The 24114-nt window shown below is 66.2% G+C and carries 23 protein-coding genes; 8 read left to right on the forward strand and 15 right to left on the reverse strand.

Annotated elements, in window-relative coordinates; genetic code table 11:
* Positions 1 to 82 precede the first annotated feature (82 nt).
* Together ptsP and FHS75_RS12430 are read right to left on the reverse strand one after the other, a co-directional pair.
* The gene (gene ptsP / locus FHS75_RS12425; RefSeq protein ID WP_179408005.1) at positions 83 to 2374 is read right to left on the reverse strand and encodes a phosphoenolpyruvate--protein phosphotransferase; all 2292 of its coding nucleotides are present in this window, start codon (positions 2372 to 2374) and stop codon (positions 83 to 85) included.
* Positions 2375 to 2473: 99 nt separating this feature from the next.
* The gene (locus FHS75_RS12430) at positions 2474 to 2629 is read right to left on the reverse strand and encodes a YdcH family protein (protein WP_179408006.1); all 156 of its coding nucleotides are present in this window, start codon (positions 2627 to 2629) and stop codon (positions 2474 to 2476) included.
* 203 nt (positions 2630 to 2832) lie between these two features.
* Between FHS75_RS12430 and FHS75_RS12435 the strand changes: the two genes are divergently transcribed.
* Both FHS75_RS12435 and FHS75_RS12440 read left to right on the forward strand, forming a co-directional pair.
* Positions 2833 to 3030 (forward strand): YdcH family protein, encoded by a 198-nt coding sequence (locus tag FHS75_RS12435; protein WP_179408007.1) that lies wholly within the window; start codon positions 2833 to 2835, stop codon positions 3028 to 3030.
* Between the two features lie 138 nt (positions 3031 to 3168).
* Positions 3169 to 3633: a DUF1465 family protein gene (locus FHS75_RS12440; RefSeq protein ID WP_179408008.1), complete on the forward strand. Its 465-nt coding sequence runs from the start codon at positions 3169 to 3171 to the stop codon at positions 3631 to 3633.
* Here FHS75_RS12440 and FHS75_RS12445 read toward each other — a convergent pair.
* Entirely contained in the window at positions 3630 to 5111 is a 1482-nt protein-coding gene (locus tag FHS75_RS12445) for a glycerol kinase (RefSeq protein WP_179408009.1), read from the reverse strand. The two genes, FHS75_RS12440 and FHS75_RS12445, sit on opposite strands and share 4 nt — an antisense overlap.
* A 99-nt stretch (positions 5112 to 5210) precedes the next feature.
* Here FHS75_RS12445 and FHS75_RS12450 point away from each other — a divergent pair, with 99 nt between their 5' ends.
* From FHS75_RS12450 to FHS75_RS12470, 5 genes are all read left to right on the forward strand, one after another.
* Positions 5211 to 6083 carry an MBL fold metallo-hydrolase gene (locus FHS75_RS12450; protein WP_179408010.1) on the forward strand — a complete coding sequence of 291 codons (873 nt, stop codon included), beginning with the start codon at positions 5211 to 5213 and terminating at the stop codon, positions 6081 to 6083.
* A complete protein-coding gene (locus tag FHS75_RS12455; protein ID WP_179408011.1) occupies positions 6065 to 6751 on the forward strand; it encodes a DUF4230 domain-containing protein in 687 nt (228 codons plus the stop codon). Before FHS75_RS12450 ends, FHS75_RS12455 begins: the two co-directional genes overlap by 19 nt.
* A 62-nt stretch (positions 6752 to 6813) precedes the next feature.
* The gene (locus FHS75_RS12460; RefSeq protein WP_179408012.1) at positions 6814 to 7599 is read left to right on the forward strand and encodes a hypothetical protein; all 786 of its coding nucleotides are present in this window, start codon (positions 6814 to 6816) and stop codon (positions 7597 to 7599) included.
* 52 nt (positions 7600 to 7651) lie between these two features.
* Positions 7652 to 8641 carry a quinolinate synthase NadA gene (gene nadA / locus FHS75_RS12465; RefSeq protein ID WP_179408013.1) on the forward strand — a complete coding sequence of 330 codons (990 nt, stop codon included), beginning with the start codon at positions 7652 to 7654 and terminating at the stop codon, positions 8639 to 8641.
* A 52-nt stretch (positions 8642 to 8693) separates the two neighbouring features.
* Complete coding sequence (locus FHS75_RS12470) at positions 8694 to 10028, forward strand: DUF2254 domain-containing protein (protein WP_179408014.1); 1335 nt, start codon at positions 8694 to 8696, stop codon at positions 10026 to 10028.
* Between the two features lie 95 nt (positions 10029 to 10123).
* On the opposite strand, the gene FHS75_RS17735 is transcribed toward FHS75_RS12470, so the two are convergent.
* The 3 genes from FHS75_RS17735 to FHS75_RS12490 all read right to left on the reverse strand — a co-directional run bounded on the left by FHS75_RS17735 (position 10124) and on the right by FHS75_RS12490 (position 13284).
* Positions 10124 to 11746 carry a M10 family metallopeptidase gene (locus FHS75_RS17735; RefSeq protein WP_218845239.1) on the reverse strand — a complete coding sequence of 541 codons (1623 nt, stop codon included), beginning with the start codon at positions 11744 to 11746 and terminating at the stop codon, positions 10124 to 10126.
* Positions 11747 to 12053: 307 nt separating this feature from the next.
* The gene (locus FHS75_RS12485; protein WP_179408015.1) at positions 12054 to 13037 is read right to left on the reverse strand and encodes a TerC family protein; all 984 of its coding nucleotides are present in this window, start codon (positions 13035 to 13037) and stop codon (positions 12054 to 12056) included.
* 73 nt (positions 13038 to 13110) lie between these two features.
* Complete coding sequence (locus FHS75_RS12490) at positions 13111 to 13284, reverse strand: DUF465 domain-containing protein (RefSeq protein ID WP_179408016.1); 174 nt, start codon at positions 13282 to 13284, stop codon at positions 13111 to 13113.
* 313 nt (positions 13285 to 13597) lie between these two features.
* Between FHS75_RS12490 and FHS75_RS12495 the strand changes: the two genes are divergently transcribed.
* Complete coding sequence (locus FHS75_RS12495; protein ID WP_179408017.1) at positions 13598 to 14545, forward strand: right-handed parallel beta-helix repeat-containing protein; 948 nt, start codon at positions 13598 to 13600, stop codon at positions 14543 to 14545.
* On the opposite strand, the gene FHS75_RS12500 is transcribed toward FHS75_RS12495, so the two are convergent.
* The 9 genes from FHS75_RS12500 to FHS75_RS12535 form a co-directional block, all read right to left on the reverse strand.
* A complete protein-coding gene (locus FHS75_RS12500) occupies positions 14546 to 15052 on the reverse strand; it encodes a GNAT family N-acetyltransferase (protein WP_229735589.1) in 507 nt (168 codons plus the stop codon).
* Complete coding sequence (ribA, locus tag FHS75_RS12505; RefSeq protein WP_229735590.1) at positions 15049 to 16119, reverse strand: GTP cyclohydrolase II; 1071 nt, start codon at positions 16117 to 16119, stop codon at positions 15049 to 15051. The genes FHS75_RS12500 and ribA overlap by 4 nt, the downstream gene beginning before the upstream one ends.
* 5 nt (positions 16120 to 16124) lie before the next feature.
* Complete coding sequence (locus FHS75_RS17905) at positions 16125 to 16916, reverse strand: exodeoxyribonuclease III (protein ID WP_229735591.1); 792 nt, start codon at positions 16914 to 16916, stop codon at positions 16125 to 16127.
* A 310-nt stretch (positions 16917 to 17226) separates the two neighbouring features.
* Positions 17227 to 17883, reverse strand: coding sequence for a LolA family protein (locus FHS75_RS12510; RefSeq protein ID WP_179408019.1), 657 nt, complete (start codon positions 17881 to 17883; stop codon positions 17227 to 17229).
* Between the two features lie 41 nt (positions 17884 to 17924).
* Complete coding sequence (gene rpmG / locus FHS75_RS12515) at positions 17925 to 18092, reverse strand: 50S ribosomal protein L33 (RefSeq protein ID WP_179408020.1); 168 nt, start codon at positions 18090 to 18092, stop codon at positions 17925 to 17927.
* Positions 18093 to 18259: 167 nt separating this feature from the next.
* Entirely contained in the window at positions 18260 to 19039 is a 780-nt protein-coding gene (ppk2, locus tag FHS75_RS12520; protein WP_179408021.1) for a polyphosphate kinase 2, read from the reverse strand.
* Positions 19040 to 19066: 27 nt separating this feature from the next.
* Positions 19067 to 19861 (reverse strand): undecaprenyl-diphosphate phosphatase, encoded by a 795-nt coding sequence (locus FHS75_RS12525; RefSeq protein ID WP_179408022.1) that lies wholly within the window; start codon positions 19859 to 19861, stop codon positions 19067 to 19069.
* Between the two features lie 124 nt (positions 19862 to 19985).
* Positions 19986 to 22136, reverse strand: a complete 2151-nt coding sequence (locus tag FHS75_RS12530) for a M13 family metallopeptidase (RefSeq protein WP_179408023.1) — start codon at positions 22134 to 22136, stop codon at positions 19986 to 19988.
* 132 nt (positions 22137 to 22268) lie between these two features.
* Positions 22269 to 24101 (reverse strand): ABC transporter transmembrane domain-containing protein, encoded by a 1833-nt coding sequence (locus FHS75_RS12535; RefSeq protein ID WP_179408024.1) that lies wholly within the window; start codon positions 24099 to 24101, stop codon positions 22269 to 22271.
* Positions 24102 to 24114 lie beyond the last annotated feature (13 nt).

Consider the following 24114-nt stretch of genomic DNA (forward strand, 5'->3'; position numbering starts at 1 on the left):
CGTCGCGGCGGGCAAAGTCAACCGGGAAGCCGCCCTCCGAAGTGGATTATAATAGGTTAACCCTTGCGCTGCACCCCGCGCATCACTCGGTGAGGATTTCTCGCTCGTTGGCCCATTCGGTCAGCGTCGCGCGCATGTCGGCCGGGGGCGAGGACAGCCAGCCGTTCATCGCCTCGCCGATCTCGTTCACATCGACGCGCCGGACGAGTTCCTTGATCGGACCGACCGAAGCGGGCGTGATAGACAGGCGATGGATGCCGAGCCCGATGAGGGCCAGCGCCTCGAGCTGCCTGCCGCCCATTTCGCCGCAAACGCCCAGATCGACCTCGCTGCCGGAAAGCCCCGCGACGATGCGCCTCAGGAACCGCAGGATGCCGGGGCTGAGCCAGTCGTAGCGTTCGGCAAGCTTCGGGTTCGAGCGATCCGCCGCGAACAGGAACTGCGTGAGGTCGTTCGTCCCGATCGAGAGGAAAGACAGCTTGGGCGCCAGGATGTCGAGCTGCTCGGCGATCGCCGGCACCTCGAGCATCGCGCCGAACCGGATTTCCTCGGGCAGGACCTTCTTCTGGCTTTTCAGGAAGGCCAGCTGGCCGTCGAAGACGTCCTTCGCGGCGTCGAACTCCCAGGGTTCGCTGACCATCGGGAACATGACGTTGAGGGTACGTCCCGCCGCCGCCTCCAGCAGCGCGCGCGCCTGCGCCTTGAGCAGGCCTTCGCGTTCGAGTGCGATGCGCAGCGCGCGCCAGCCCATCGCGGGGTTCTCCTCGACCTCGCCGTCGTCGTGCCGCAGGTAGGGCAGCATCTTGTCGCCGCCGATGTCGACGGTGCGGAAGACGACCGGCTTGCTGCCCGCCGCGTCCATCACGTCGCGATAGAGCCGCGTCTGCCGCTCGCGCGCGGGAAGCGCGGCGGACACCAGGAACTGGAACTCGGTGCGGAAAAGGCCGATGCCGTCCGCGCCGGTCAGGCTTAGGTTGGTGACGTCGTCGCGCAGCCCGGCATTGATCATCACCTGGATGCGCGTCCCGTCGCGCGAGAACGGTTCGACCTCGCGAAGCTTGGCATAGGCCGCCTGCCGCTCGCGGCTTTTGGCGAAGCGCGCCTCGAATGCCTCGACCATCGCGGGCGCGGGCCGCGCGGTCACCATGCCCTGGTCGGAATCCAGCAGGAGCTCGTCGCCCTCGCGCACGGCAGTGCGCAGGCCCCGGACGCGGCCAAGGACCGGCACGCCCATCGCGCGCGCGACGATCACGACGTGGCTGGTGAGCGAGCCTTCCTCAAGCACGACCCCCTTCAGGCGCCGCCGGTCGTATTCGAGAAGTTCGGCCGGGCCGAGGTTGCGCGCGATCAGGATCGTGTCGCGCCGCAGGCCCATCGTGGCGGCAGTGCCGATCTGGCCGGACACGATGCGCAGGAGCCGGTTCGACAGGTCCTCAAGGTCGTGCATGCGGTCGGCGAGCAGCGGGTCGTCGATTTGGCGCATGCGCATGCGCGTGCGCTGCTGCACGCGCTCGATGGCGGCCTCGGCGGTCAGGCCGGAATCGATCGCCTCGTTGATGCGGCGGATCCAGCCTTCGTCGTAGGCGAACATCTTGTAGGTCGCGAGCACCTCCTCGTGCTCGCCGCCGACGCCGAACTCGGCCTGGCTCGCCATGCGGTCGATCTGGTCGCGCATCTTCTCGAACGCCATGATGAGGCGCTGGCGCTCTGCCTCGGTGTCCTCGGCAACGACGTGCTCGATATTGACGCGCGGCTGGTGATAGACGGCGGCCCCGATGGCGAGGCCCTTGACCAGCGTCAGGCCTCGCAGCAGCTCCGGCCCGGTCTGCGCGGGGGTAAGCCCGAACTGCTCGTCGCCGTCGATCAGCTCGGCGTTGGAGATGAGTTCGGAAAGCACCATCGCCACCGTCTGCAGCGCCTCGATCTCGACGTCCTCGTAGCGGCGCGGATCGACGTGCTGGACGCACAGAACCCCCACCGCGCGCTCGCGCCGGACGATGGGTACGCCTGCGAACGAGTGGAACTTTTCCTCGCCCGTTTCGGGACGGTACGAGAAGTCGGGGTGGGCCGCGGCCTCGGCCAGGTTGAGCGTTTCGTTACCGTCGGCGATCGTGCCGACAAGGCCCTCGCCGACGCCGAGGCGCGTGACGTGGACGGCTTCCTGCGCAAGGCCGCGCGTCGCGAACAGTTCCAGCATGCCCTCGCGCAGCAGGTAGATCGAGCAGACCTCGCTATCGAGCCCCTCGCCGATCACCTCGACCACCGTGTTCAGCTTCGCCTGCGCAGCGCTGCGCGACGCCATCACGTCGTGCAGGCTGGTCAGGATCTGCCGGGCGGCTGCTACACCGCTCGAGGTCACGGGTTGGCCGGTCATGCCTTCCGGACTACCGCAAAGCCGGGGCTTTGGGAACGCACGTATGTTTCATCGTGCCGGACTTTTCCCGGCGAGACCGCTGCGGGGGAGAACCGCCGTTCAGTGGCGTGCGAGTTCTTCCTTGAGGCGCAACTTGCGCTTCTTGAGGCTTTGGACCACCGCATCGTCAGGCATCGGGCGGCTCAGTTCCTCGTGGATGCGCCGTTCGAGACCGGCGTGCTTGAGCTGCAGGGCGCTGACATGCGAAGTTTCCATCGATGGTCCTCCTATTGGCGTTCGCGCGCCGGACCTTGTTCGACGTGGGTGCTTGACGATTCAGCCGTCACCGACTCGGCGCCAAGCAGGTTCGGCGCGATTGTCATCGAAACATAATCGACCTATCTTGCGAAGCACCTAATTTAGGCTAATCGGCGAGGCGCTGCACTGTTGCGGCAAGTCGGGATCGGGGTTTTTCGGGCGTGACCGAAGAGGAACTGCGCAAGCGCCTGGAAGCATTGAAGATCGAGCATCGCGACCTCGACGCGGCCATCGACGCGCTGACCGAGGCAGGTCCGGCGAACCAGCTGCAGGTCGCGCGCCTCAAGAAGCGGAAGCTCTCGCTCAAGGACCAGATCGCGATGATCCAGGATTACCTGATCCCCGACATCATCGCCTGACGGCGGACCGGCGCCCCGCTGCCCGGCAGGTTTCGCGCCGCGTTTTCTGTCCCGCAACGGCACAGTCCCGAATTGAACTGTTTATAACGCAGCGGGACCATTGCTCCGGGGGCGAAGCGGACAATAACGGATTGCCGTATGTCCGAGCCGGCCACCATCAATCCGCGCATCGTCGAAAGCCTCTATTGCGAGGGGCTCGTCCTGTCCGACGAGGTGCGCGACGCGTTCTCGTTCTCGGGAAGGCTCGACAAGGTGGGCGAGGAGGAAGACCTCGCGCGCGTGGCGCTGTCGTGCGAGGGCCTGCGCACGACGACGCGGATGATGCATGCCGTCGCGTGGCTGCTCAATCACCGCGCCTATTTCATGGGCGAGCTTTCCGAATTCCAGCTTCGCCGCCACGGCAGGCTTGCCCCCGATCGCAGCGAGTCCGACCCCGAGCAGCTTGCGCTGCTGAGCCCCGAGACACGCGAACTGGTGCGCGCCACGCAGCGCTTCTACCAGCGCCTCGTCCGCCTCGATCGCGGCTGGCGGCAGCGCGATGCCGGTGCGCCGAGCGCGATCAGCGCGCTGCGCGAGCGGCTGGAGCGGCGCGTCAACGGCTAGGCCAGGTTAGACAGGGCAGTGCGCCAGAGGGCGAGCCTCTGTTCGCGTTCGCTCTGCCCCATCGTCGGTTCGAATTCGCGTACGGACCCGCGCATCGCCGCTGCCGCCTCGCCCAGCGAAGCGAACAGCCCGGCACCGTAGGCAGCGAGCATCCCGGCACCGAGCGCGGTGGTCTCTACGAAGTCCGGCCGCTCGACGACGAGGTCGAGCACGTTGGCCATGTCCTGCGCCATCCAGTCGTTCGCACTCATCCCCCCGTCGATCCGCAGCCGTGTCCACTGCGCACCGTCTGCGGCGAACGCGACTGCGAGGTCGTGGGTCTGGTGCGACATCGCCTCGAGCGCGGCCCGCGCAAGGTGAGCCCGTGTCGCCGCGAAGCTCAGGCCGGAAATGCTGGCGCGAACGTCGGGCCGCCAGTGCGGTGCGCCGAGCCCGGCCAGCGCGGGCACCACGACCACGCCGGCATTGTCCTCGACAGAGCGCGCAAGCACTTCGGTCTGCGCCGCGTCGTCGATGACGCCGAGGCTGTCGCGCAGCCACTTGACGAGGCTGCCCGCCACGAACACCGACCCTTCGAGCGCATAGGCGCGCTCGCCCCCGACCTGGGCGAGCACCGTCCCGACAAGGCGATGGCGCGATCGCGGCACTTCGCGTCCCATGTTGGTCAGCACGAACGCGCCGGTTCCGTATGTCGCCTTGGTATCGCCCGGTTCGAGGCACGCCTGCCCTACCGTCGCGGCCTGCTGGTCGCCTGCAAGCCCGCTGATCGGCAAGGGAGCGCCGAACCATTCGGGGAGCGCCTCGGCAAGATCGCCGGCGTTGTCCGAAACCTCGCCCAGCGCGGCGACGGGCACGCCGAACAGGTCGCACAACCCGGCATCCCAGGTCCGGCCCGCCAGCGGCAGGAGGCACGTGCGGCTGGCGTTGCTCGCATCGGTCAGGAACGCTCCGCCCGTCAGCTTCCAGACAAGCCAGCTCTCGACGGTTCCCAGAGCCAGGTCGCCCGAGCGCGCAGCCGCCGCCACGTCGTCCGAATTGTCGAGCAGCCAGCGCATCTTGGTAGCCGAGAAGTAGGGATCGAGCAGGAGCCCGGTGCGTTCCTGCACGACCGTCTCGTGCCCCGCTTCGCGCATTTCGGCGCAGAGCGGCGCGGTGCGACGGTCCTGCCAGACGATGGCGCGATGGAGCGGCTTTCCGGTCCGGCGGTCCCACGCGACCACGGTTTCGCGCTGGTTGGTGATGCCGATGCAGGCGATGCGGTCGCCGCCCCCGCCCTGCGTCGCGACATTGCGGCCGCATGCAAGCGCAGCCTGCCAGATCTCCCCGGCGTCGTGCTCGACCCAGCCGGGCCGCGGATAGTGCTGGACAAGCTCGCGCTGGGCAACCGCGCGCATCCGCCCCTCGCGATCGAAGAGCATTGCGCGCACCGAGGTGGTGCCCGCATCGATCACGAGGGTCAGGTCGCCTGTCGGGTTCATCGCATCCTCCGTCGCGCCCCGTCTGCCTCCTGCGCCCGCGCCTGTCGATAGGGCCGCGAACTCGACACGAGGCGCTCGCGGCCCCATATGCGCGGGACTATGACCGCCGAACATCCGCCGCGCCCCTACGGAACGTCCGAAAGGCTCGAACCGCTCGTCCGCCGCGTACTGGCACGCAACCCCTCGCCCTTCACCTACACCGGCACGCAAAGCTACGTCGTCGGCGCGGGAGACGCGGTGGCGGTGATCGATCCCGGCCCGCTGGAGGAAGAGCACCTCGATGCGCTGGTCGAGGCGGTGGGCGACGCGCGCATTGCCGCCATCTGCTGCACGCACACCCACCGCGACCATTCGCCCGCCGCAGCGCCGCTGGCCGAGCGGACCGGAGCGCCGATCGTCGGTTGCGCCCCGCTTGCACTCAGTGACGAGGGGCCGCGTCTCGATGCCTCGTTCGACGATGCCTACCGCCCCGACCGGGTGCTCGGACACGGAGAGAGCGTCGAGGGTCCGGACTGGACGCTGACCGCCGTGGCGACGCCGGGACATACGTCGAACCACCTGTGCTTCGCGCTGGAGGAAAGCGGCGCGCTGTTCACCGGCGACCACGTGATGGGCTGGTCCACGTCCGTCGTCGTGCCACCCGACGGCGACATGGCCCAGTACATGGACAGCCTGAAGCACCTCCACGACCGGGAGGACCGCGTGTACTATCCGGCCCACGGGCCCGCGGTGGAGAAGCCGCGCCAGCTGGTGCGCGGCATGATCGGGCACCGCCGCCAGCGCGAGAGGCAGATACTCCGCCAGCTCGAACAGGATCGCGGCGTCATCGAGGACATGGTCCCCCACATGTACAAGGGAACCGACGAGCGCCTGTGGCCCGCGGCGGGCCGGTCTGTACTCGCCCACCTCATCGATCTGGAACGCAGGGGCGAAGTCGCGCGTTCGGGTAATGTATGGACGCTGACAACCTGACCGGCGCGCAAGCGCCCCTTGCCGACAGGAAGGAAAGACCCCTCGCCCGCGTGCAGACGCTGCCGTGGCTGCTTTTCATCCTTGTCGTGGCGCTGTGTGCCTGGCTGGCATGGGAAGCGTTCGGGCCGCAGGAAACCGGCGATCCGCTGGGCACCAGCCTTGTCGCTTTCGAAAAGCAGAACCGCCTGACGGTCTTTTCGGCGCAACTCGCGCCGGTCGTGGCTGCCGAGGACAGCCGCCTCATGGGCTTGGTCAAGTCGCGGCAGGTCGCGGTGATCCCGTCGCGCGTCGACTATACGCTCGACCTGTCGAAGATGAACCGCAACCGGCTGGACTGGAACGCGGAAACGAAGACGCTCGGTGTGCTCCTGCCGCCGCTCACAGTGGGCAAGCCCAACCTCGACGAAGCGCGGGCGCAGTACCTGCGCGAAGGCATCTGGATCAGCCGCGACGCGCAGGACAAGCTGAGCCGCAACAACACCCGGCTTGCCGAACGGCAGGCGCTGGAACAGGCCGCCAACCCGATCCTGATGAACATGGCGCGCGGTGCAGCCAAGGATGCGATCCGCCAGAACCTTGCGATACCGCTGCAGGTCGCCGGCTTCGGCGATGTCGAGGTGACCGTGCGCTTCGAAGGCGAGCCGGCACCCGAAGCCGCTGCCGAATGATGCTTCCCCACACGATGCGCCGGGTGTAATAGCCCTCCTTCGGGTTGTCGAAGGAGGGAGCGATGGCCACGGCCTCGGGAATACCTGCACCGATACACGATGCCGAGCGCGCGGAGCGCCGGTTCTTCCTCGCCCTGTCTTGCCTGATCGCCGCGATCATCGTCGCGGGCTTTTCGGTGAACCTCGCGATGGGACGTTCCACTTTCGCGGTACCGGCAGCCTACCACATCCATGCAGTCGTTTTCTTCGGCTGGGTCGCGCTGTTCCTCGCGCAAAGCGGCCTTATCACGGCGGACAACGTCGCGCTGCACCGCCGTCTGGGCATGATCTCGATCGTCTGGGTGCCGCTGATGGTCGTCACGGGTATCGTCATCATGATCGTGGTGATGCAGCGTACCGGGGGACCGTTCTTCTTCGACCAGAACGAATTCGTGGTCTCCAACATCCTGCACCTCCTCCTGTTCGCCGCGCTGGTCTTAGCCGCGCTGAGGCGAAGGCGCTACACCGGCTGGCATCGCCGCTACATGCTGGTCGCAATGGCGATCCTGAGCGGTCCGGGCCTTGGCCGCCTGCTTCCCATGCCGCTCATGATCCCGCACGCCTGGAGGCTGATGACGCTCTTCCTGCTGATCTTCCCGGTGATTGGCATGATCCGCGATAAGCTGCGCCGCGGCAGGGTTCATCCAGCGTGGTGGTGCGGCACGGGCGCGGTCGTTGTCACCCAAATCGTGGCAGACCTCATCGCCTACAGCCCGGCGGGTATCGCGCTTACGGAGTGGCTGGTCGCCGGGACGCCCGGCGCCGGGCGACCGATGGAAGCGTTCCTGCCGCCGGGTTTCGCGATGTAATCGCTTGATCGGCGGGCGTTCCGACGCCATCTCGGCAATCGAAAGGAAAGCCATGACCGTCCAGCCTGCCGAAAGCCTCTCCGGACTCGACTTGCGCGAGGAAATCGACCGCCTGCGCAAGGAGCGCAAGGTGGTGATCCTTGCCCACTATTACCAGAAGCCGGAAATCCAGGACCTTGCCGATTTCGTTGGCGACAGCCTCGAACTGAGCCGCAAGGCCGCCGAAACCGACGCCGCGGTCATCGCCTTCTGCGGCGTCAAGTTCATGGCCGACACCGCCAAGATCCTGAGCCCCGAAAAGATCGTCGTGCTGCCCGACCTCGAAGCGGGCTGCAGCCTCGAGGATTCCTGCCCGCCGCAGAAGTTCAGGGCGTTCCGCGAAGCCCATCCCGATCACATCGCGCTCACCTACATCAACTGCTCGACCGAGGTTAAGGCGCTGTCCGACGTCATCGTCACGTCCTCCAGCGCCGAGACCATCCTCGAGCAGATTCCCGAGGAGCAGAAGATCATCTTCGGCCCCGACCGTCACCTCGGCGCCTATCTCAACCGCAAGTTCGGGCGCGACATGCTGCTCTGGCCCGGCGTGTGCATCGTGCACGAGGCCTTCAGCGAGACCGAGATGCTCAAGCTCAAGGCGCAGCATCCCGACGCGCCCATCGCCGCGCATCCGGAGTGCCCGGCACACATCATCGACCATGCGGACTACGTGGGTTCGACCAGCGGCATCCTCCAGTTCGCCAAGACGATGGAAGGCGATACCCTGATCGTCGCGACCGAACCGCACATCATCCATCAGATGGAAAAGGCGGTTCCGCACAAGACCTTCATTGGCGCGCCCGGCGCCGACGGTAACTGCGCGTGCAACATCTGTCCGTACATGGCGCTCAACACGCTCGAAAAGCTGTACCTGGCGCTTCGCGACCTCGAACCGCGCATCGAGATCGAGGAAGACTTGCGCCTCGCTGCGAAGAAAAGCCTCGACCGGATGCTCGAAATGGCGGCGGGCACGATCGGCAAGGGAGACCTCGGCCGCGCCTGAGGCGGGAACCGGCGGGCGGTTCGCGGGCTAATTCCCCGACAAGGGGGAATACATGATCGCCCGGCTCCGCTCCATCTGGTTCTCGATCAACGCAAGCTACTGGTTCTACCCGGCGCTGTTCGCCGCGGCGGGTCTCGTGCTTGCGTTCGGCCTCGTCTACGTCGACCGCATCTGGGCGTCGGAGTGGCTGAGCACCATCGAAGCGCTCACGCCCGCACGCCCCGACGGCGCATCGAACATGCTGACCGTGCTGGCCGGTTCGATGATCGGCGTCGCCTCCACGGTCTTCTCGATCACCATCGCCGCCGTCGCCTACGCCAGCGGCACCTACGGCCCGCGCCTCCTGACCAACTTCATGGAGGACAAGGGCAACCAGCTCAGCCTCGCGACGTTCATCGGGACCTTCGTCTACGCGATCACCGTGCTGCGCAGCGTCCGGTCCGAGGACGAGGCCCCGATCGTGCTGACCGGCGCGGCGGCGCAGGGACCGCCGGGCTTCGTGCCGCAGCTGTCGCTTCTCGTCGCCTTCGGGCTGATGATCCTGTCGGTCGCGGTGCTCGTCTATTTCCTCCACCACATCCCGTCGAGCATCCGCATCAACACCGTGCTCGAGAACATCGGCAAGCGGCTGCTGGCGATGATCGAACACCGCTTTCCGGACCCCAACAAGGGCCCCGCGCCCGAGGTCGACATGCCCGATGGCACCGCTGTCCTCGCAACCTCGCGCGGGTACATCCGCCTCCTCGAAATGCAGCAGCTGAGGGAGCTGGCCGAGGAGCGCGGGATTTCCATCGGGCTTTCCGTTCGCGCGGGGGACTTCGTCTATCCGGGCATCACCATCGCGCATCTCGATTGCGGCGATTGCGACGACGACCTGGCCGAGGCGGTGCGCGACTGCTTTGCCCTCGGCGGATCGCGCACGCCCGAGCAGGACCTCGAATTCTCCATCGACGAGCTCGTCGAGATCGCGCAGCGTGCGCTGTCACCGGGGATCAACGACCCTTTCACTGCGATCACCGCAGTGCACTGGCTGTCCGCCGCCACCGCCGAACTCGGCCAGCGCGAATTGCGCAATCCGGTGCGCGGCGAGCGAGAAGAGGACGACCGGCTGGGGGCGCTGGTCCCGCTGCAGGACGACTTCGACCATTTCGTCGCGCGCGGTTTCGGCGCGACGCGCTCGGCGATCGCCGCCAGCCGCCTTGCGGCGCTGGTCACGCTCGACGGGCTCGCGAACGCCGGCAGGCTGATCGACGACGAGAGCCGCCGCGCGACGCTCCTGCGCGAGGCCGGGCTGCTGCTGGCGCAGGCGGAGAAAAGCCTGACCGGCCCCGACCTGCACGAGGTTCGCGCCCGCCACGTCCTGACGAAGCGCGCGCTCGAGACCTGAGCAAAGAAGAACCCCGCCGCTCCGAAGAACGACGGGGTTCCGTCCCCGACCAAGACCCGGAAAAAGCCGGTCAGGACCTCATCTGTTCAGGCCGGTCAGCCGAAGTAGATGTCGTTGGTGGTGATCGTTGCACCGTTGTCGAAGGTCAGCGTCAGGTCGACGTTGCCGTCCATGTCGAAGTCGGCGGTCATGAAGCCGGCGCCGATCACGATGTCGGTGCCCGCCTCGGTGCCGAGCCACGACAGGTCGATCAGGTCGCTTCCGCTTTCGAAGTCGGTGATCGTGTCGTTGCCGCCGTGCTGGAAGATGAACACGTCGTCACCGCCGTTGCCGGTCAGCGTGTTGTCCACCTCGTTGGCGACGATGATGTCGCGGAAGTCGCCACCCACAGCATTCTCGATCACCGTGCCGTACGCGATCGAGATGTTGTCGTACTGGTTGGCGCCGACGTCCGAGTGGCCCCAGTCCCATTCGATGTACTGCTCGATACCGATCTGGTAGCTGCCGTCCGAGCGGAAGCCGCCGAAGGCATAGCGGTCGATGACGGCATCGATCGTGCCCTGGTCGAACGGGGTGTAGTAGTCTTCCCATCCGTAGGTGAACTCGATCGCGTCGTTCAGCGGCTGCATCGCTTCTGCCTGGAATTCCGGCGTCACGTCGCGCTGGCCGCCCGACGAGAACTGGCCCTGGTTCAGGTTGATCAGCACCGAGGAATTGAAGCCCGACATGTCGAGCGTGTCCTCGCCGCCCGCGTCGTAGATCGACAGGTACGGGTAATCGTTAAGCGAGAAGTCGTAGACGTCCTTGTCGGCGGTCGAGTTGAAGCCGTAGACGGTGTCGTCGGCACGGGTGTCCGGATCGGCGCCGTACTTGGCCTGCGCGGTCAGGATGTCGTGAACGAGCGGGGTCTGCGGGTTGTTGAAGAAGAACGTGCCCCAGTTTACGGCGATCTGGCCGGTTTCCTGGCCGGACCAGTACGACATGATCGAGTACTGCTCGGAATCCTGTGCGTACTCGGCATAGTTGGTGTAGCTGAGCGGCAGGTCCGGATCGTAGTTGTAATCGCCCGGGTGAGACAGGCCGATCGCGTGACCCAGTTCGTGGACGATCGTCGTCGCCCCGTAGCCGCCGAAGCTGAGGTTGGCGTTCGTGTAGTTGCCCTCGAAGATCAGGTTGCCCTCGTCGTCGAAGTACGAAGCCGCATCGGCAATGAAGACGTCGCCGAGGTACTTGTAGCCGTACTTTTCGCTCGGGTAATAGGCATACGCCTGCGCCGGATCCCAGCTGTTGGCGAACTGGATGTCGGCGCCGCGGCCGTTCACTTCGCGGAATTCGGGAGCGACGATGTCGTCCCACAGGTCGATCGCGGTGCGCGCATACTCGACCTGGTCCGGACGGAACGCCGAGAGGCCTTCGCCCGCCGTGAAGCCGTAGTTCGGGTTGTTGTAGATCGAGATCAGGTCCTGGCCTTCCTTGAGGAAGGTATAGGTGATCGTGTTGCTGCCGGTGACCTTCTGGTTGTATCCCGAATCGATCTGGTCGATCACGCCGTCAAGGTCGAGGATCGGCTTGTCGCGGAAGGTAAAGCCCGGATAATCGTCGAGCGTGAAGTCCGCCGGCCCGTGATCGGTGCCTTCGTGGTTGAGAACGCTGGTCGGCGTTCCGAGCGTCTCGAAATAATCGATGCTCGGCGCGTCAGTGAGTTTCAGCTTGGGCATTTGGTCCCTCGTTTTATCGCCCCACCCGGACGGGGCCTGTATGGTTTCTGAAAGCCCGGTCGGCAATTTTAGAACAATGCAGTCTCCAATTCCGCCGGGCACCTTTTCAGGATGAGCGAGAGGTTAACGCCGAAGTCGGGGTTGCCTATGCTAAAGTGAACATTAACCGTAACTTTGCAATATTGTTACGCGCGGACGGAAACGGGAGAACGAAATGTCCGTTGTCTCGCTCGCCGCTCCGGGCAGTACGGCCCCTCGCACCGACTTGGCGATTCGCGAGGAGGAGACGCGGGACCGGAGCGCTGCTTCAGGTCGCTTCGGCCGCTTGCCCCCTCGTCTTCCACAGCGACCAGCCGATGCCGCCGCCGATCAGCGCGAAGGTCACGCCCAGGCTGGCCGCGGGCGGAAACTTGGCCCCGCCGAGCAGGAAGTCCGCGACAAGGATCTTCGATCCGATGAAGACCAGCACCAGCGCCAGCGCGTACTTCAGGTACTCGAAGCGATGCACCATCGCTGCCAGCGCGAAGTAGAGCGCCCTGAGGCCGAGGATCGCCATGATGTTCGAGGTGTAGACGATGAACGTGTCGGTCGTGATCGCGAAAATCGCGGGCACCGAATCCATCGCGAAGACGAGATCGGCGATGTTGATGACGACAAGCGCGAGGAACATCGGCGTCGCGGCCCACACCAGCCTCCCCTTTTCGGGATCGTGCTCGCGCACGAAGAAGTGCTGTCCGTGATGCTCCTTCGTCACGCGCATGTGTGTCGAGATCCAGCGGATTACCGGGTTGTTGCCGATGTCGGGGTCGTGGTCGCTGGCGAACAGCATGCGCACGCCGGTCGCGATCAGGAACGCGGCGAACAGGTACAGCACCCAGTAGGCATTGGCGATCAGCGCGGCCCCCCCGGCGATCATCAGCCCGCGCAGCACGATCACCGCGAGGATGCCCCAGAGCAGCGCGCGGTACTGGTATTTGCGCGGCACCGCGAAAAAGCCGAAGATCATCGATATGACGAAGACGTTGTCGATCGACAGCGCCTTTTCGATGAAGAAGCCGGTGTAGTACTGCATCCCCAGATCGGCCCCGCGCTCGATCCAGATCCATACGCCGAACAGCAGGGCTATCCCGATGTAGAAGGCGGACAGGCGAAGCGATTCGCCGACGCCCATCTCCTTGTCCTCCTTGTGCAGGACGCCCAGGTCGAAGGCGGTGAGCGCGAGGACGATCGCTGCGAAGACGAGCCAGAACCACAACGGCGTGCCGAGCCAGTCGGCCGAAAGAAATTCCATGGATGCAACCTGAAAAAGGGAGTGGGCCGGCGCCCTAGGGGAAGCGCCGGCCCACAAGAGGGGTTAAGTGATGTCAGGCCGCTGCGAGCGGCTTCGAAAGCCTGGCCAGTGCGCGACGCAGCGAGAGTTTCCGGTGCCTCAACCCGGCCAGCAGCGCCGGGTCGGACTGCGGCCGTGACTCGGCAAGGCGCAACGCATCGTCGAGACGCTGCAGGCGCTCGAGCAGTCGGTAGAAACGAAATGACATAAAGGCTCCTCGATCGAACTCGATTGCAATGTTCGATCGGATGAGCCGACGCGCAGACCCTTGGCACCGGGGTTGGGGGTAGGGGGAACAGCGCCCGGGTCCGGTGCATCGGCTTCATCCGATGCGGTCCGACATCACGCGCCCGTCGCCACGAGTGGCCGACGAAACGCGCCAGAGGGGCCCGGCCCGCATGGACGATATTAGGTTTCGGCATCGCCCTTTTCAAGTGGCCGGCAAGACGATTTCGTGCAGTTTCGGGGCGCATGCGAGATGTTTTGTGACGCCTTAACCGGTTTGGCCTATTGAACTCGCCATGAAGACGAAGCGAACCATGCTCCTGAGCGCCGCCGCGCTTGCCGCGCTCCTCCCCGCCGCCAATGTCGGCGCGCAATCCGGCCCGTACACCGTCGTCGAGACCGGGCGCGTCTACCAGCGGCTGCAGGACGCGGTGAACGCCATCGGCAACGGTCTCGGCACGATCCGGATCGCCTCGGTCCGCGCCTCCGACTGCGCGGTGCAGGAGGGCGGCGACATCGCCTACGTCGCTGCGGAGCCGGGCCGGGCCGTGCTCGACGGCGTGGCGTGCGAGGGCAAGGCGGCGCTCGTCCTGCGCGGGCGCAGCGCCAAGGTGGAAGGCCTGGTGTTCTCGAACATTCGCGTTCCCGACAAGAACGGCGCGGGGATACGGCTTGAACAGGGCAACCTCGCGGTGACCCAGAGCTGGTTCCGCGACAGCGAGCAGGGCATCCTGACCGCGAACGACCGGGCGGGACGGATCGCCATCGACAAGTCGACCTTCACGCGCCTGGGCACCTGCGAAGGCGGCGGCGGCTGCGCGCATTCGGTCTACGTCGGCGATTACGGCGCGCTCTCGGTCACGCGCAGCCGGTTCGAGCAGGGGCGCGGCGGGCATTACGTCAAGACCCGCGCGGGCGAAGTCTCGATCCTCAATTCGAGCTTCGACGATTCGAGCGGCAAGGGCACGAACTACATGATTGACCTCTCCGCCGGCGCGACCGGGCGGATCGCGGGCAACTGGTTCGTCCAGGGCCGCGACAAGGAGAACTACTCGGCCTTCATCGCCGTTGCGGCCGAAGGCGCGACCAACAGTTCGGACGGGCTCGTGGTGACCGACAACGACGCCCGCTTCGCACCCGGCGTCTCGCGTCGCAGCGCTTTCGTCGCAGACTGGTCGGGCGCAGACATCACGATTTCGGGCAACGACCTTGCCACCGGCCTCGCCCGGCTCGAGGAACGCTGATCAGCCGTAGGCGGGCGAGTAGACGATCACCCCCCCGGCTGCCGGACCGTCAAGTATCATGACCTGGAGGTAGGGGTCGAGCGGTCCCGGATAGCTGATCGCATCGGGCCGCGCGAAACCGAACCGCGCATAGTATCCCGGATCGCCGACCACGGCACAGCCGGCAGCGCCGCGTTCGCGCAGGACCTCGATGCCCCGCGTCACGAGCGCCGAGCCGATGCCCTCTCCCTTGCGCAGGGGATCGGCCGAGAGCGGCCCCAGACCGAACCATCCTTGTCTCGTGTCGCCGATCGTCACCGGCGAGAAGGCGATGTGGCCGACGATCTCGCCCGATGCGGTTTGCGCCACGAGCGACAGGGCAAGTTCTCCCCGCTCGCGCAATCGCTCGATGATGCGCGGCTCGGAGCCGCTGCTGTGCGGATGATCGGCGAAGGCGGCGGCAGTTACCGCCGCGATCGCGCCTTCGTCGCCGGGCGCTTCTTCGCGGATGGACCAGTCACGGCTCACAGCAGGTGCCCCGTCCGGTCGCGCTTGGTGGCAAGGTACCGCGCGTTGTGCGGGTTTGGCGGCAGCGAATGCGCGACGCGTTCGACCACCTTCACCCCCTCGGCCTCGAGCGCGGCGACCTTGCCGGGGTTGTTCGTCATCAGCCGGATCGCGCCGACGCCCAGCAGGTCGAGCATGCGTGCCGCGACCGGGAAATCGCGCGCCTCGCTCGGCAGGCCGAGCCGGTTGTTCGCATCGACGGTATCGAAACCCTGGTCCTGCAGGCGATAGGCGCGAAGCTTGTTTATGAGGCCGATCCCCCGGCCTTCCTGACGCAGGTAGAGCAGAAGCCCCCAGCCTCCTGCGCCGGCCTGCGCCGCCATGGCTCCGAGTGCGGCGTCGAGCTGGGGGCCGCAATCGCACTTCAGGCTGCCGAGGATGTCGCCCGTCAGGCATTCGGAGTGGAGCCGGACGAGCGGCGGCTCGTCCCCGTCCTGCCGGCCGATGACCAGCGCGACGTGCTCGCGCATGTCGTCGGCGGAACGGAATGCGACGATCTGCGCATCCTCGCACGCCGCCACGGGCAGCTTCGCGCGGGCGGCGATCCGCAAGTGGCCGGTATCGGACCACGCGCTCATGTCGGACGGATACACCGCCTGCGCCTCCCCCACCGGGTCGGGCTCGACAAGGAACGCGGGCAGAATCCCCGCGAGCCGCCCCAGTTCCATCGCGCAGGTCGCGGCGGCAAGGTCGTCGATGTGTTCGGCGGCGAAGGGTCCCTTCAGCGGATGCCGCAGGTCGAGCGCCGGATCGGCGACGGCCCGGGCGAGTTCGAGGTCGAAGGGTTCGGCTGCACGGATCAGCACCGGCTCCTCGGGCACAGCCGCTTCCTTCTGGTTGGCAAGCTTGAGCGAAATCGCGCGGGCGGAGGAGATCAGCATGCATGGCGCGCGCGCGTCCTCCGCGAAGCCCGTTTCCGCCGGAAGCAGCGTGAAGGCATCGCCGACCCGGATCGGCCAGCCGTGGCGAAGCGCGTCGAGCGCCAGCGCCACGCGCCGCGACGCGGCAGGGTCTTTCCCGGTCCGCACCTCGCTCAGAGGTCGAACTCCGTGACGAGCGGCACGTGGTCCGAGGGCTTTTCCCAGCGGCGCGTGTCCTCGACGAACGTGTGCGCCTTTGCCTGCGCGACCAGTTCGGGCGAGGCCCACATGTGATCGAGCCTGCGGCCGTGGTCCTTCTGCCGCCAGTAGGAACGGTAGCTCCACCACGAATAGTTGCGTCCCGGGGGCGGGATGAAGTGTCTTCCCAGATCGACCCAGCCGTGCGCGTCGCGCAGGCGCGACAGCGCCTCGACCTCGATCGGGGTATGGCTGACGACCTTGAGCAAGGCCCTGTGGTCGTAGACGTCGCATTCGAGCGGCGCGACGTTGAAATCGCCGACGAGCAGCGTCGGCCGTTCGATCTCGCCAGCCCATCGGGTCATGCGGTCGAGGAAATCGAGCTTCTGGCCGAACTTGGGATTGACCTGCCGGTCGGGAACGTCGCCGCCGGCGGGGATGTAGACGTTCTCAAGGATCAGGCCCTGCCCCCTGCCGAGCAGTTCCACCCCGATGTGCCGGGCCTCGCCGTTGTCCTGCCAGTCGTGCTTCGAGAAATCGCGGAACGGGATGCGGCTTACCGTGGCCACGCCGTGATAGCCCTTTTGCCCGTGGACCGCGCGGTAGGTATAGCCCAGCGTCTCGAACGCCTCGTGCGGAAAATTCTTCTCGAGCGTCTTGATCTCCTGCAGGCACAGGACGTCGGGCTCGTGCTCGTCGACGAAGCGCGCGACCTGGTCGATGCGCAGACGGACCGAGTTGATGTTCCAGGAGGCGATCTTGACCATTCGGCGGCTTTAGGAGCGCCGCCCCCGGGCGGCAAGTCCGGCGGGATCGCCCGCACCGGGCAAAAGAAAACCCTCGTCCCGGGGGCAAGTGGGACGAGGGTTCCTTTGTGCGTTCGTCACGCGTTGTCAGAGCGGCCTACCAGGAGGCGCGGGCAACAGGGGGGAAACCCGCCTCAAAACCGCCCTGACAAGCCTCTATCTAAGACCCGGCCGATTGCTCCGGGGTGAACGGGATGGACAGGTTCGCCGCATTTCATCGCAATGGCGGAACACCCGTCGCCAGGACGTTCCGGGCCATCGACGAAATGCCTCAGCGCCTGACTCTCGGGCGCGGATCCTTCCAGCGGAAAGTGCTGTTGGGCACCGACACGCCGTAGCGGTGGTTCGAAAGCTTGATAGTCGTGCGCTTGTTCTGCGAATCGAGCGCGACCCAGCTTGCCAGGCGCAATCCGCCGGGAGCCGATCCGTCGCGAATGAAGATCAGGGTTATGACCCCGTATTCGGGGTGCTTTCGGTCGCGCACCTCGACGCTGATCACGTTCGGATTGCCGGTGGGGCGCAGCGTGCCGTATTTCGCGACGTCACGCCGCGGATCGAGCAGCGCGCCGAGCGGGCTGTTCTTGATCGGCCAGCGCTGGACCTGATTCACCTCGTAGTCGATCAGCGTCAGCGAACTGCCGTCGCCGACGATCAGCATCGGCACGCTTTCCTCGTACTGGAAGCGGATCCGACCGGGCTGCTTCATGGTCAGCACGCCGGAAACACGCTGCCCGCTGCGGTCGGTCTGGGTGAAGTCGGCCTTCAGCGTACTGATCGCACGCAGCGCACCGACGACCTCATCGAGCTTGCCCGATTCGGACTGGGCGACGGCGGGAGCCGGGGCAACAGCAATGGTGGCCGACACGCCAAGCGCGGCCAGTGCGACCGCGCTCGTGACTGTCCGGAAAGTGTTCGTAAAACGTTTCATGCTCGCGAAGCTAGTCGCGGTGGCTTGAACGCGCACTGAACTTACTTGATCTTGGCTTCCTTGAACTCGACATGCTTGCGCACGACGGGATCATACTTGCGGAAGGTCATCTTCTCGGTCTGGTTGCGCGGGTTCTTCTTCGTGACGTAGAAGAATCCGGTATCCGCAGTGGAAACCAGCCGGATCTTGACGGTTGCGGGCTTCGCCATGGCGCTATCCTAAACTCTCGAATTGCGGCCGATCCGCTGCTTTGCGTGCACCACGACCGGCAAATGCTCAAAAACGACGAGAGCGGCGAAAGCTCGCCGCCCCTTCAAGGCAGCGGCCCTTGCGGCAACGCGGTGCGAAAGTCAAGCATGGCGAGGCCCCGGCCCGCTCAGTCGAGCGGATAGGGCGCGATCGGTTCGACGATGTCGAATTCCTCGCGTGCCGGCTTTGCGCCAAGCTTGTCCATCTCGATCACCGCGGGCTCGACATATTCGTGCGGCAGCCGGTCGAGCAGGTCACGGACGAGGGTCAGCCGTCCGCGCTTCTGGTCGTTGAAATCGACGATGGTCCACGGCGCGTGCGGGGTGTGGGTCGCGGCCAGCATGGCCTCGCGCGCCCTGGTGTACTCGCGGTATTTCTCGCGCGCGGCGAGGTCCATCGGCGAAAGCTTCCAGCGCTTGAGCGGGTCGTTGAGGCGTTCCTCGAACCGCTCCTCCTGCTTTTCCTGGTCGCAGGCGAGCCAGTATTTGAGGAGAATCACGCCGTCGTCGGTAAGCTGCCGCTCGAACTGCGGAGCCTGCGAGAGGAACGACTGCACCTGCTCGTCGCTGGCGAAACCCATCACCTTTTCGACGCCGGCGCGGTTGTACCAGCTGCGGTCGAACAGCACGATCTCGCCGGCCGTGGGCAGGTGCTCGACATACCGCTGGAAGTACCACTGGCCGCGTTCGCGCTCGTCGGGTTTGCCCAGGGCGACGATGCGGCACATGCGCGGATTGAGATACCTGGAGATGGTCTTGATTACGCCGCCCTTGCCGGCGGTGTCGCGCCCCTCGAACAGCACGACGACGCGCGCGCCCGCAGTCACCACCCAGCGGGCCATGGCGACGAGCTCGCGCTCCATCGGTTCGAGCAGGTCCTCGTATCGGTCGCGCTTCAGCTTTCCCATACGGGCCATCCTAGCGCGCCGGATCGCCTAGAACCAGATCAGCAGTCCGATGCCCAGCAGCACGCGATAGACCACGAAGACGAGCATCGATGCGCGCTTCAGGAAATTCATCAGGAAGGCCATCGTCGCAAAGGCGGCGACGAACGTGAGCGCACCTGTCACGATGGCGTCCCACCGCATCTGTGCCGAAGCCTCGGCGAGGTCGAGCGCGGCGAGCAGACCCGCCCCCGCAACCGCCGGGATCGCCAGCAGGAAGGAAAAGCGCGCCGCCTCGACCCGGTGATAGCCGAGCGCGCGCGCCGCCGTCATCGTGATGCCCGAGCGGCTGGTGCCCGGAATGAGAGCCAGCGCCTGTGCCAGGCCGACGATGATCGCATCGCGCAGCGTCAGGTCCTCGTAGCGCTTTTCCTGCCGCCCGAACCTGTCCGCCGCGCCCAGCAGCAGCCCGTAGACGATGAGGTTGATTGCCACGAGATCTGTGATCCGGAAGCTCTCGAGCCAGCCGCCCAGCTTCAGGAAGAGACCGAAAGCGACCGCCGGGATCGTGCCGATCGCCACCCACCAGAACAGCCGCCGCTGTTCGGGCGCGGTGCCGATTCCGACGCTGGCGAAGCCGCCGCGCGCCAGCCCCCAGGCATCGCGCCAGAAGTAGATGACGATGGCCAGCAGCGATCCGATGTGCACCGCGACGTCGATCAGCGGACCCTGATCGGGCCAGCTGGTGACGTAGGGGATCAGGATCAGGTGGCCCGAGGAGGAAATCGGAAGGAACTCGGTGATTCCCTGGACCACCGCGATCAGCAATTGCTGGAGAAAGGTCATGTGCGCGAAGACGCCCCGCTGGTGTGTGCAAGGGCGCATCCGGCCATCCGGCCCCGCCCGGCGCGAATGCCTTCACGCCGGGCGATGGCAAGTCAAGCGGTGAGCGGCGAACCGCCCGCCTGAATCACCAGATCCGGACGCGCTCCTCGGGCGGGAGGTACAGTTCGTCCTCCGGCTTCACGCCGAAGGCCTCGTACCACTCGTCGAAGTTCCGCACGATGCCGTTGATCCGGTAGGGCGGCGGCGAGTGCGGGTCGGTGACGAGGTATTCGCGCGCCTTTTCCTCGCGAACCTTCGAGCGCCAGACCTGCGCCCACGCCATGAAGAAGCGCTGGTCGCCGGTATAGCCGTCGATCACCGGCGCTTCCTGGCCGTCGAGCGAGAGCTTGTAGGCGCGGTAGGCGAGGCTCAGCCCGCCGAGGTCGCCGATGTTCTCGCCCATTGTCAGGCTGCCGTTCACGCAGGTCTCGCCGTCGTCGAACGGGCAGTACTGGTCGTACTGCGCGCCGAGCCGGTCCTGCAGCTTCTCGAAGTTCGCCTTGTCCTGCTCGGTCCACCAGTTGCGCAGGTTGCCTTCGCCGTCGGACTTTGCGCCCTGGTCGTCGAAGCCGTGGCCCATCTCGTGCCCGATCACCGCGCCGATCGCGCCGTAGTTCACCGCCGGGTCCGCCGACAGGTTGAAGAACGGCGGCTGCAGGATCGCGGCCGGGAAGACGATCTCGTTGAAGGTCGGATTGTAGTAGGCATTCACCGTCTGCGGGAACATGAACCACTCGCTCCTGTCGACCGGGCCGCCGAGGCGGCTGATGCGATAGTCCATCTCCCAGCGCTCGGCCTCGAGCATGTTCGACAGCGGCGAGGTCGGGCTGATCGCAAGCCCCTCGTAGTCCTTGTAGGTATCGGGCTGGCCGATCTTGGGCGTGAACGCGGCCAGCTTGGCCTCGGCCTCGACGCGGGTATCGACGCCCATCCACGAGAGGTCCTGCAGGTTCGCGGCCATGGCAGTACGCAGGTTCTCGACGAGATCGTCCATCGCCTGCTGGTTCTCGGGCGGGAAGTAGCGTTCGGCGTAGATCTTGCCGAGTAGTTCGCCGATCTGGCCCTCGACCGCGTCGATCCCGCGTTTCCAGCGGGCGCGCTGCTCGGGCTGGCCGCTCAGCGTCTTGCCGAAGAACTCGAAATTGCGCTGATCGATCTCGCTCGGCAGGACCGACGCATGGTCCATGATGAAGTGCGCCGCAAGATAGGCATGCCAGGTGTTGACGTCGGTATCGCGGATCAGCTCGAGCGTTGCGGGCAGGCCGCCGCCGAATTTCGCCTCTGCCTCCGCCGCGTCGATCTCCGCCGCTTCGAATTCCTCGGCGGTCGGCGGAAGCTGCCGGACGATCGCGTACTGAGCGCCGTCCGCCCCCATCGTGTCGAGGAAGGTTTCCAGCATGCCCGCGCCGCCCAGCGAATCGAGATCGGCGCGCGCCACCTTGTTGTAGGTGAGGTCGCGGTTGCGCTGGGCGGTGCGGTCCCACATCTCCTGCGCCATGCGCGTTTCGAGCGACATGACCGCGCGCGCCGCGGTCAGGGAGTCCTGGTAGCCTGCCTTGCCGAGCACGAACGACAGGTAGTCGACGTACTTGGCGCGAATCTCGCGATAGCGCTCGCTGTCCTTGAGGTAATAGTCGCGGTCGGGAAGGCCGAGACCGCCCTGCGTGACGTAGAGAGCATAGATGTCGCTCTGCTTCGCATCGCCGTCGACCCATGCACCCACCGGGGACGCGAAGCCGGGCGTGGCGAAGATCTTCATCAGGTCTTCGGTGGTCTGCGTCGCATAGATCTTCTGGAGGTACGGATAGACCGGGCTTACGCCCTTGGCGTCGATCGCATCGGTATCCATGAAGGCGTTGTAGGCGTCGGCGATGCGCGCCTCGGCCGTGCCGGGAGCCGGGTTCGAGGCGACGAGTTCCTCGAGGATGCCGTGGATGCGCTCTTCCGAGAGGTCGCGCAGCGTGATGAATGCGCCGATCCGCGACTTGTCCGCCGGGATCTCGGTCACCTTGTTCCACTCGCCGTTGACGTACGCGTTGAAGTCGTCGCCGGGATCGACGCTCCGGTCGATCCATTGGGTCTGGACGCCGAAGCTCCCCCAGTCGCCGAGGTCGCCGACAGGGGCGGCGACGGCGGAGGCTTCGTCCTGCGCCAAGGCAGGCGAGACGGTCATGGAGAGGGCGAGGACGGGAAGAGCGGCAGATGCGGCCAGCCGGCCGAAGGTGAGACGCTGCATGTTTACTCCGTACAGGGCGCGCGAAGTGCGCCGGAAACCGGGCGATGCCCGCAATGTTGCGGAACCTAGGATGTTTTGTGGCGATTTAAAGGTGAATCGCTCTTCGGAAACGCCGCTTGCCGGGTACCCCAATCAATCCGCTGCAACCGCGCGCGGCGAATCGAACTGCAGGGCGGCAAGGCGCGCGTAGAGGCCGCCCGCATCGGCAAGGTGGTCGTGCGTGCCTTCCTCGACGATGCGGCCCTCGTCCATCACCACGATCCTGTCGGCCTTGCGCACGGTGGCGAGGCGGTGGGCGATGACGAGCGTCGTGCGATCCTGCATGAGCCGTTCGAGCGCATCCTGCACCAGCCGCTCGCTTTCGGCATCGAGCGCGCTCGTCGCCTCGTCGAGGAGCAGGATCGGCGCATCGCGCAGGAGAGCGCGGGCGATTGCGATGCGCTGGCGCTGGCCGCCCGAAAGGCGCGCGCCTTCCTCGCCGAGAAACGTGTCGAGGCCCTGCGGAAGCTCGCGCAGGAAGCGTTCGGCATTGGCTGCCTTCGCCGCTTCCCAGATCGCTTCGTCGCCTGCGTCCCAGTTGCCGTAGCGCAGGTTGTCGCGGGCAGACGCGGCGAAGAGAACACCTTCTTGCGGGACGAGGGCGATGCGACGGCGCACCTCCGCCGGATCGGCCGATTTCAGCGGAACGCCATCGACCTTCACCGAACCCGTGGCGGGATCGTAGAAGCGCTCGGCAAGCTGGAAAAGGGTCGATTTTCCCGCACCCGAGGGGCCGACGATGGCAACGGTCTCTCCCGGCTCGACGGCAAGCGTGAAGTCGGAAAGCGCCGCGACCTCCGGCCGGGTCGGATAGCGGAAGGATACCTTGTCGAAGGCGAGCTGGCCGCGCGGCGGTTCGGGCAGCGCGACCGGCCTTGCCGGCGGCGCGATCGCCGGGCGCTCGTTCAGAAGCTCATTGAGCCGCCCTGCCGCGCCAGCCCCGCGCACGAGGTTGCCGTAGACCTCGGTCAGCGATCCGAAGGATCCGGCAACGATGCCGCCGGTGATGACGAAAGCCGCGATGGTGCCGCCCGAGATGTCCCCCGCCGCGACGCCCAGCGCACCGCGCCACATGAGTAGCGTGATCGCGCCGAAGATCATGACGATAACGACCGCGGTCATCGCCGCGCGGATCGCGATCCTGCGCTTTGCCGTCTCGAAGCTGCGGCCCACGGCATCGGCGAACCGGCGGTTCTCGCGATCCTCCTGGTTGAAGGCCTGGACGATCCTCAGCCCCGCCAGCACTTCGGTCACGTTGGCGCCGATGTCGGCGATCCGGTCCTGGCTGGTGCGCGAAACGGTGCGCAGGCGCCGCCCGAACCAGGCAAGCGGGAGGATCACGACCGGAATGCCGACAACGAGGCCCAGCGTCAGCGTCGGCGCGAGCGCGAAGAGGTAGACGATACCGCCGATCGCCATGATCGAATTGCGCAGCGCGACCGAAACCGTGGTGCCGACGACCTGTTCGATGATCGCGGTATCGGCGGTCATTCGCGAGGAGATCTCCTTCGGGCTGTTCTCTTCGAAGAAGCTGGGCGACAGGCGCAGGAGGTTGTCCTGCACGGCGAGCCTGACGTCGGCCACCACGCGCTCGCCCAGCCAGGATACCGCATAGAAGCGCGTCGCCGTCCCGAGCCCGAGGACCACGACGATCATCAGCAGGTATTCGAACCATCGCCCGATGTCCTGCGGATCGCCCCCTTCGGCGAAGCCCCTGTCGATGACCAGCCGGAAGCCCGCCGGAATGGCCAGCGTCGCCAGCGCCGTGACGATCAGCGCGACGATGGCCAGCGTCAGCATCCCGGGGTAGGCGAGCGCCGCCTTCCAGATCATGCGCAGCGGGCCGAGATCGCGCTCCGAGGACTGCCCGGGAGCGTCCTCTTCCGACAATTCGGCCACGGAATTGCCTTCGGAAATTGCGTTCATGGCGCGCCCTTAC

Origin of the sequence: Novosphingobium marinum, assembly GCF_013408095.1 — a bacterium.
GTDB classification, from domain to species: domain Bacteria; phylum Pseudomonadota; class Alphaproteobacteria; order Sphingomonadales; family Sphingomonadaceae; genus Novosphingobium; species Novosphingobium marinum.

Coding starts and splice junctions, on each gene's coding strand:
- FHS75_RS12535 (WP_179408024.1), bottom strand. CDS start 24,101: ATGAACGCAATTTCCGAAGGCAATTCCGTGGCCGAATTGTCGGAAGAG.
- FHS75_RS12470 (WP_179408014.1), top strand. CDS start 8,694: ATGATCGCCCGGCTCCGCTCCATCTGGTTCTCGATCAACGCAAGCTAC.
- FHS75_RS12525 (WP_179408022.1), bottom strand. CDS start 19,861: ATGACCTTTCTCCAGCAATTGCTGATCGCGGTGGTCCAGGGAATCACC.
- nadA (WP_179408013.1), top strand. CDS start 7,652: ATGACCGTCCAGCCTGCCGAAAGCCTCTCCGGACTCGACTTGCGCGAG.
- FHS75_RS12530 (WP_179408023.1), bottom strand. CDS start 22,136: ATGCAGCGTCTCACCTTCGGCCGGCTGGCCGCATCTGCCGCTCTTCCC.
- ppk2 (WP_179408021.1), bottom strand. CDS start 19,039: ATGGGAAAGCTGAAGCGCGACCGATACGAGGACCTGCTCGAACCGATG.
- rpmG (WP_179408020.1), bottom strand. CDS start 18,092: ATGGCGAAGCCCGCAACCGTCAAGATCCGGCTGGTTTCCACTGCGGAT.
- FHS75_RS12490 (WP_179408016.1), bottom strand. CDS start 13,284: ATGTCATTTCGTTTCTACCGACTGCTCGAGCGCCTGCAGCGTCTCGAC.
- FHS75_RS17905 (WP_229735591.1), bottom strand. CDS start 16,916: ATGGTCAAGATCGCCTCCTGGAACATCAACTCGGTCCGTCTGCGCATC.
- FHS75_RS12460 (WP_179408012.1), top strand. CDS start 6,814: ATGGCCACGGCCTCGGGAATACCTGCACCGATACACGATGCCGAGCGC.
- FHS75_RS17735 (WP_218845239.1), bottom strand. CDS start 11,746: ATGCCCAAGCTGAAACTCACTGACGCGCCGAGCATCGATTATTTCGAG.
- FHS75_RS12510 (WP_179408019.1), bottom strand. CDS start 17,883: ATGAAACGTTTTACGAACACTTTCCGGACAGTCACGAGCGCGGTCGCA.
- FHS75_RS12495 (WP_179408017.1), top strand. CDS start 13,598: ATGAAGACGAAGCGAACCATGCTCCTGAGCGCCGCCGCGCTTGCCGCG.
- FHS75_RS12430 (WP_179408006.1), bottom strand. CDS start 2,629: ATGGAAACTTCGCATGTCAGCGCCCTGCAGCTCAAGCACGCCGGTCTC.
- ptsP (WP_179408005.1), bottom strand. CDS start 2,374: ATGACCGGCCAACCCGTGACCTCGAGCGGTGTAGCAGCCGCCCGGCAG.
- FHS75_RS12445 (WP_179408009.1), bottom strand. CDS start 5,111: ATGAACCCGACAGGCGACCTGACCCTCGTGATCGATGCGGGCACCACC.
- FHS75_RS12485 (WP_179408015.1), bottom strand. CDS start 13,037: ATGGAATTTCTTTCGGCCGACTGGCTCGGCACGCCGTTGTGGTTCTGG.
- FHS75_RS12455 (WP_179408011.1), top strand. CDS start 6,065: ATGGACGCTGACAACCTGACCGGCGCGCAAGCGCCCCTTGCCGACAGG.
- FHS75_RS12440 (WP_179408008.1), top strand. CDS start 3,169: ATGTCCGAGCCGGCCACCATCAATCCGCGCATCGTCGAAAGCCTCTAT.
- FHS75_RS12450 (WP_179408010.1), top strand. CDS start 5,211: ATGACCGCCGAACATCCGCCGCGCCCCTACGGAACGTCCGAAAGGCTC.